The following is a 5,837-nucleotide window of genomic DNA, read 5'->3' on the forward strand; positions in this document are numbered from 1 at the left end:
GGATATTGTTGTAGCCAAGCTGGTGACCGAGTGTGACGATGCCGACCAGCACTTGCGGCGTGTTCCTCATCAGCGGCTCGATGTTGATCATTGCCAGAATGTCCGGCCGCTTCGCGAACACCGCCGCAGCGCAGAAGATGGCCATCACCACCATCGTCGTGACGATGTGGGCGGCATAGAGTACGCCTGCGCGCCGCCACAATTTAAGCGTCGCGAGCAGCCGGCCTCCGGGCTGGAATTTTGCACCATAGGCGAGAGCGACCGACATGCCGGAGATCAGCACGAAGGCCTCCGCGGCATCCGAGAACCCGAAATTCCTGTAGGTCAGGTACTCGTAAGCGGTGCCCGGCACATGGTCGACATATATGGTCAGCAGAGCGAGAGCCCGCAGCACATCTATGCGCGTATCGCGTTCCGCGATACGCGTGCCACGATCTGGCGAAACTGGCATGGTCATCGGTAAAAGGCCTCAAAGCTGTTTGTTCATGCCCGGCAATGCGACCTTACCGGCGCACCGCTTCGATTCCTCCCGGCGGGATCAATACCAGCGAAAAACGGATTGAAATGCGCCCGGTTCGATCAACTTTATAGGAGGCTGAAAATATTCCGTTTTGAAGCCGGCAAACGAACAAAAACGTCACGAAATCAAAAGGATGCAACTATGGCGGAAAAACCTCCGGAAGATGGCTTTTTGCGGCGCGACCTGGCGTTTTCCTACCGCCTCTATAAGCCGATGAAGCCAAGTGGCGAATGCCTTTTCCTGCTGCATGGATCGGGGGTCGACGAGACGACGCTGGTGGCGCTCGGGCGACAGATCGCACCGCGCGCCGTGCTGGTGGCGGCACGTGGACGCATCGCCCAGGAGGAGGGTTTCCGCTGGTTCACGCGGATCACGCCGACGCGCTTCGAACAGGAGAGCATCCGCACCGAGGTGGACGCTTTCGCGACGTTCATCACCGAAGCGGCGAAATGCCATGGTCTCGATCTCTCCCGAACGGTTTTCCTCGGCTATTCGAACGGCGCCAATCTGGTTTCGAGCGTGATGCTCATGCATCCGCATCTCATCGAACGGGCTGCACTGCTGCGTCCGATGCCGGTGCTCGACGACGTGCCGCCCGCGGAGTTGTCCAGAGCGCGCGTGCTGATCATTGCCGGAGCCGCCGACCTTACCTACGCGCCCTTTGCGCCGGCGCTGGTCAGCCTGCTCAGCCAGCATGGCGCCGAGGTCGACGCGCGAATTGTCGCCTCGGGCCATGAATTCGGCGATCGCGACGCGGCGATCGTCAGGCAATGGCTGGGCGATCCGGCAATCGTCATCACAAAGGCGGATTGACGAGCCTGTCGCGCTACCCCCGCCCCATCCTGTTCCAGGCATCGAGCCCGGCGATCTTGTAGGCTTCGGCCAGCGTCGGATAGTTGAAGGTGTTGTTGACGAAGAAGTCGACCGTGCCGCCGAGATTGATCACCGCCTGGCCGATGTGGATGAGTTCGGTGGCGCCCTCGCCGACTATGTGCGCGCCGAGCAGGCGGCGTGTCTCGACAGAGAACAGAAGTTTCAGGAAACCTGTGTTCACGCCCATGATGTGGCCACGCGAGGTCTCGCGGAAACGGGCCACCCCGACCTCATACGCGCCGCCGCTCTCGCGTACCTGCTCCTCGGACTGGCCGACGGTGGAAATCTCCGGCACGGCGTAGATGCCATAGGGAAAGGTTTCCGGCGGCGGCGGCAACGGCACGCCGAAGGCGTGGCAGGCAGCCACCCTGCCCTGCTCCATCGATGTGGAGGCAAGGCTCGGAAAGCCGATGACGTCACCGGCGGCATAAATGTTGGGCGCGCTGGTCTGGAAGGTCTGCGGATCGACCTTGATGCGGCCCCGGGAGTCTGCCTCGATGCCGACCACGTCCAGGCCCAGCGCGCCGACATTGCCGCTGCGTCCTGCCGCATAAAGCACCATCTCCGAACGAATGGTGCGGCCGTCGGCAAGCGTCACCTCGGCATGGTCTGGTTTCGACGCGATCACATTGACCGCGCTGCCCAGCCGGATCGTCATGCCGCGGTCGCGCATCTGATGGATGAAATCGTCGACGATCTCGCGGTCGACGAAATCGAGGATGGTGTTGCGCGGCTCGACCAGCGTCACCGGCACGTCGAGCGCCGAGAAGATCGTGGCGTACTCGACGCCGATGACGCCAGCGCCGATCACTGTCAGCGTGCGCGGCAAATGGTGGAGTTCCAGCATCTCGTCGCTGTCGAAGATACGGGTCTTGTCGAAGGGCACGTCGCGCGGCCGGTGCGGGCGGGTGCCGACCGCGATCAACGCGTTGGCAAAACCGACCTCGCTGTAGTCGCCATTGTCCGCCGTCAGGCTGACCTTGTTGGGGCCGATGAACTTGACCGCGGCGCGCGCGCTCTTGACCGTGTTGCGCATGAACTGGTGCTGCAGAACCTCGACCTCGTGATCGAGGGTCTTGTGCAGGCGCTGGATCAGATCGCCGATCGAAATGTCCTGCTTGACCCGGTAGCCGCGACCGTAGAAACCGCGCTCGCGCCAGCCGGAGAGATTGAGCACCGTCTCGCGCAATGTCTTCGAGGGGATGGTGCCGGTGTGCACGGAAACACCGCCGAGGCGCCGGCCCCTGTCGACCACCAGCACCGATTTGCCAAGCTTGGCCGATTGCACCGCGGCGCGGCGCCCGGAAGGGCCGCTGCCGATGACCAGCATGTCGTAGTCCATATTGCCCCTGTCCCCGGCGTCTTGTTGCACCGCAGCAAGCTAACGCTATCCGCGCTGGGAATTCAACCGATTCAGCCCCAGGCTCGGCACGACTTCGTCATAGCGGGCCGGTGAAAGGTCCGAGCTTGATTCCGCCGCGGGCCTTCACCATTTCATCAGCATTGAGCCCGCACCCTATTGCGGGTCCGATTACGAGGATATGACATGAACGCACGCGTTCTAGACGGCGAAATCATCACCACCAGGCTCGACGACGTCAGGGCTTATGAAGGCGTGCGCACGCGGCGCATCCTTGCCTTCATTCTCGACTACCTGATCGTTGCGCTGCTCGCCATTCCGTTCGCGATCCTGGTGTTCTTCCTCGGGCTGTTGACGCTCGGCCTCGGCTGGATGCTGTTTTCCGTTCTCGTGCCGGTCGTCGCCATCCTCTATATCTGGAACACGCTGGGCAGTGCCGACCAGGCCACCACCGGCATGAAGATGATGGGCATCAGGCTCGACCGTCTCGACGGCACCCGCATCGACGGGCTGACAGCCGTCGTCCATTCGGTTCTCTTCTGGGCCGGCAATGTCATCCTGACGCCGCTGATCCTGCTGGTGACGCTGTTTTCCGACCGCAAGCGCACCCTGCACGACCTGCTGCTCGGCACGGTGGTCAGCCGCAGCGGCCGTTGAAACCGCTTCCGAAGAGTCAAAGCAGCACCTTATCCGCAAATGTGAAGGCGTCCGGTCAACCACGCCTGCATAATCCTGTTGAATTTTTCGCCGTCCGCGCCAAAGGTAGAGCGATTCGATAGGAGTATCCCCAAGGCTCGATGACGCAGCATCCAACCCAGTCGCCGCAGTTCTTCCTGACCGCGCCGTCGCCGTGCCCCTACCTTGAGGGCCAGTTCGAGCGCAAGGTGTTCACGCATCTAGTCGGCGACAAGGCGCCGGAGATGAACGACCTGTTGACGCAAGGCGGCTTCCGGCGTTCGCAGAACATCGCCTACAGGCCGGCCTGCGAGACCTGTCGCGCCTGCGTGTCGGTGCGCATCCTGGCCCAGGAATTTACCGCCAGCCGCAACATGAAGCGGGTGATCCAACACAATTCGGACCTTGTCGGCGCCATGCACGACGCGCAGCCGTCGACCGAGCAATATTCGCTGTTCCGAACCTATCTCGACGCCCGCCACCGCCGCGGCGGCATGTCCGACATGACAGTGCTCGACTACGCCATGATGGTCGAGGACACCCATGTCGACACCAAGGTCATCGAGTACCGGCGCCGTGGTCCCGACACTTTCATCACCGGCAAGGGCCAGGGCGAGCTGATCGCGGTGGCGCTTACCGACAAGATGGCCGACGGCCTGTCGATGGTCTATTCCTACTTCAATCCCGATTTTGAAGACCGCTCGCTCGGCACCTTCATGATCCTCGACCACATCGCCCGCGCCAGGGCGATGGGCCTGCCCCATGTCTATCTCGGCTACTGGGTCAACGGCTCGCGCAAGATGAATTATAAGATGCGCTTCATGCCGCAGGAGCATCTCGGCCCGAAGGGCTGGGAACGCTACGACCACGAAGCGGTTTCGCGCTGACCTTTTTTTCTTCTGCCATTCATCCCTAAACTTTTTCAAGGAGGAGATGCTGGTCTTGCCGCCGCGTGGCTGGGAGACAGGCGCCGGGTCGATTTTGCGGCCTGCCTCCCCATACATTGTGAGACCGGCATGTCATCTCCCACCCAGAAGGGCTACTCCGAACACCAAATGGGCCACACCGACCACCAGAAAGGTCTTCTCATCACCGCCATTGGCGGGTTGATACTAACCGTAGACATTCCGCTGATCCGGCTCGCGGATGGCGGCGCCTGGACAATCCTGTTGTTGCGCACCGGCTCCACTCTTTTGGCGGCGCTGATCATCTGGGCCATCTGGCGCTCGCTGAGCAGGAATGCGCCGCAACTCGTCCCCGGCTGGACGGGCCTCGTGGTGGCCCTATGCTACGGGCTGACCTCGGTCACTTTCGTCACCGCCGTCTATCACACCTCGACCGCCAATCTGGTCTTCATCCTGGCCTTCAGCACCGTTTTCACCGCTTTGCTGTCATGGTTGTTCCTGAAGGAACGATTGCGGCTGGGCACCGTGGTGGCGATGCTGGTCATGATCCTCGGCGTGCTGATCATCGTCGGCGGCTCGATCGGCACCGGGCACCTGTTCGGCGATTTCATGGCGCTGTGCTCGGCGTTCTTCATTGCCCTGGCGATCACCATCTCACGCGCCAGTGGCAAGGACATGGGCTTCACCTCGCTGGTCGGTTGCGTCCTGCCCCTGGCCGTGGCGGTGTTCATGGTTTCAGGCGAAGGCTTTCAGGTGAACGCGCCGTGGTGGGTCATTTTCGACGGCGCCGTCATCATGCCGATCTCGTTCTTCTGCCTAGCCAACGGGCCGAAATACATTTCCGGACCGGAAGTGGCGATGTTCTATCTGCTGGAAACCGTGCTGGCGCCGGTCTGGGTGTGGATGATCTTTGCCGAAACGCCAACGCGCGACAGCCTCATCGGCGGCGCGATCCTCATCGTCGCGCTGGTTGCGCATTCAGCGTGGCAATTGCATGAGGGCCGCAAGCGCCGCGCAACGCTTGCCGTCTCTCACCCGGCCTGAATCTTTTTCGCGGTGGCGACGATCTCTATCTGCGGCGGGACGCTTTCCGGTCCAGCGGGCACCTCCGAGACGGACTCGTCGGCCAGTTCCACCTCGCGCAGCCATTCGCGCCAGATAGCGACCAGCAGCGCCATCAGCACCGGGCCGATGAACAGGCCGAGAAAGCCCATCGTCTTGACGCCGCCGATCAGGCCGAAAAAGGTCGGCAGGAACGGCAGCTTTATCGGGCCGCCGACCAGTTTCGGGCGCAATGTCTTGTCGACGATGAAGAGTTCGACCGCGCCCCAGATGAAGAGCGCCAGCCCAGCCATCGGCGAGCCGCTGGCGGCGAGGTAGATCGAGACAAGCGTGAAGGATAGCGGTGCGCCGCCCGGGATCAGCGCCATCATACCGGTGAGCGCGCCGAGCGTCACCGGCGACGGCACGCCGGCCAGCCAGTAGGCGACACCCAGCACCAGCC

The 5,837-nt window shown here is 62.3% G+C and carries 7 protein-coding genes; 4 read left to right on the plus strand and 3 right to left on the minus strand.

Annotation, left to right across the window (positions count from 1 at the left end):
- On the minus strand, positions 1–457 hold a 457-nt coding region (gene opgC / locus CN311_RS13205), incomplete at its 3' end, for an OpgC domain-containing protein (RefSeq protein WP_165779689.1).
- Between the two features lie 204 nt (positions 458–661).
- Here opgC and CN311_RS13210 point away from each other — a divergent pair.
- Positions 662–1,333, plus strand: a complete 672-nt coding sequence (locus CN311_RS13210; protein WP_097574157.1) for an alpha/beta hydrolase — start codon at positions 662–664, stop codon at positions 1,331–1,333.
- A gap of 13 nt (positions 1,334–1,346) precedes the next feature.
- Here the strand turns inward: CN311_RS13210 and sthA are convergent, their stop codons facing one another.
- Entirely contained in the window at positions 1,347–2,735 is a 1,389-nt protein-coding gene (gene sthA / locus CN311_RS13215; protein WP_097574158.1) for a Si-specific NAD(P)(+) transhydrogenase, read from the minus strand.
- A 204-nt stretch (positions 2,736–2,939) separates the two neighbouring features.
- Here sthA and CN311_RS13220 point away from each other — a divergent pair, with 204 nt between their 5' ends.
- The 3 genes from CN311_RS13220 (at position 2,940) to CN311_RS13230 (ending at position 5,377) form a co-directional block, all read left to right on the plus strand.
- Complete coding sequence (locus CN311_RS13220; protein WP_097574159.1) at positions 2,940–3,410, plus strand: RDD family protein; 471 nt, start codon at positions 2,940–2,942, stop codon at positions 3,408–3,410.
- Between the two features lie 140 nt (positions 3,411–3,550).
- Complete coding sequence (locus CN311_RS13225) at positions 3,551–4,315, plus strand: arginyltransferase (protein ID WP_097574160.1); 765 nt, start codon at positions 3,551–3,553, stop codon at positions 4,313–4,315.
- A 129-nt stretch (positions 4,316–4,444) separates the two neighbouring features.
- Entirely contained in the window at positions 4,445–5,377 is a 933-nt protein-coding gene (locus tag CN311_RS13230) for a DMT family transporter (protein ID WP_245440823.1), read from the plus strand.
- Here the strand turns inward: CN311_RS13230 and CN311_RS13235 are convergent.
- The coding region (locus tag CN311_RS13235; RefSeq protein ID WP_133117171.1) for an AI-2E family transporter at positions 5,365–5,837 on the minus strand (473 nt) is incomplete at its 5' end. The genes CN311_RS13230 and CN311_RS13235 overlap by 13 nt on opposite strands.

The sequence above is a fragment of the Mesorhizobium sanjuanii genome (assembly GCF_002529485.1).
GTDB classification, from domain to species: domain Bacteria; phylum Pseudomonadota; class Alphaproteobacteria; order Rhizobiales; family Rhizobiaceae; genus Mesorhizobium; species Mesorhizobium sanjuanii.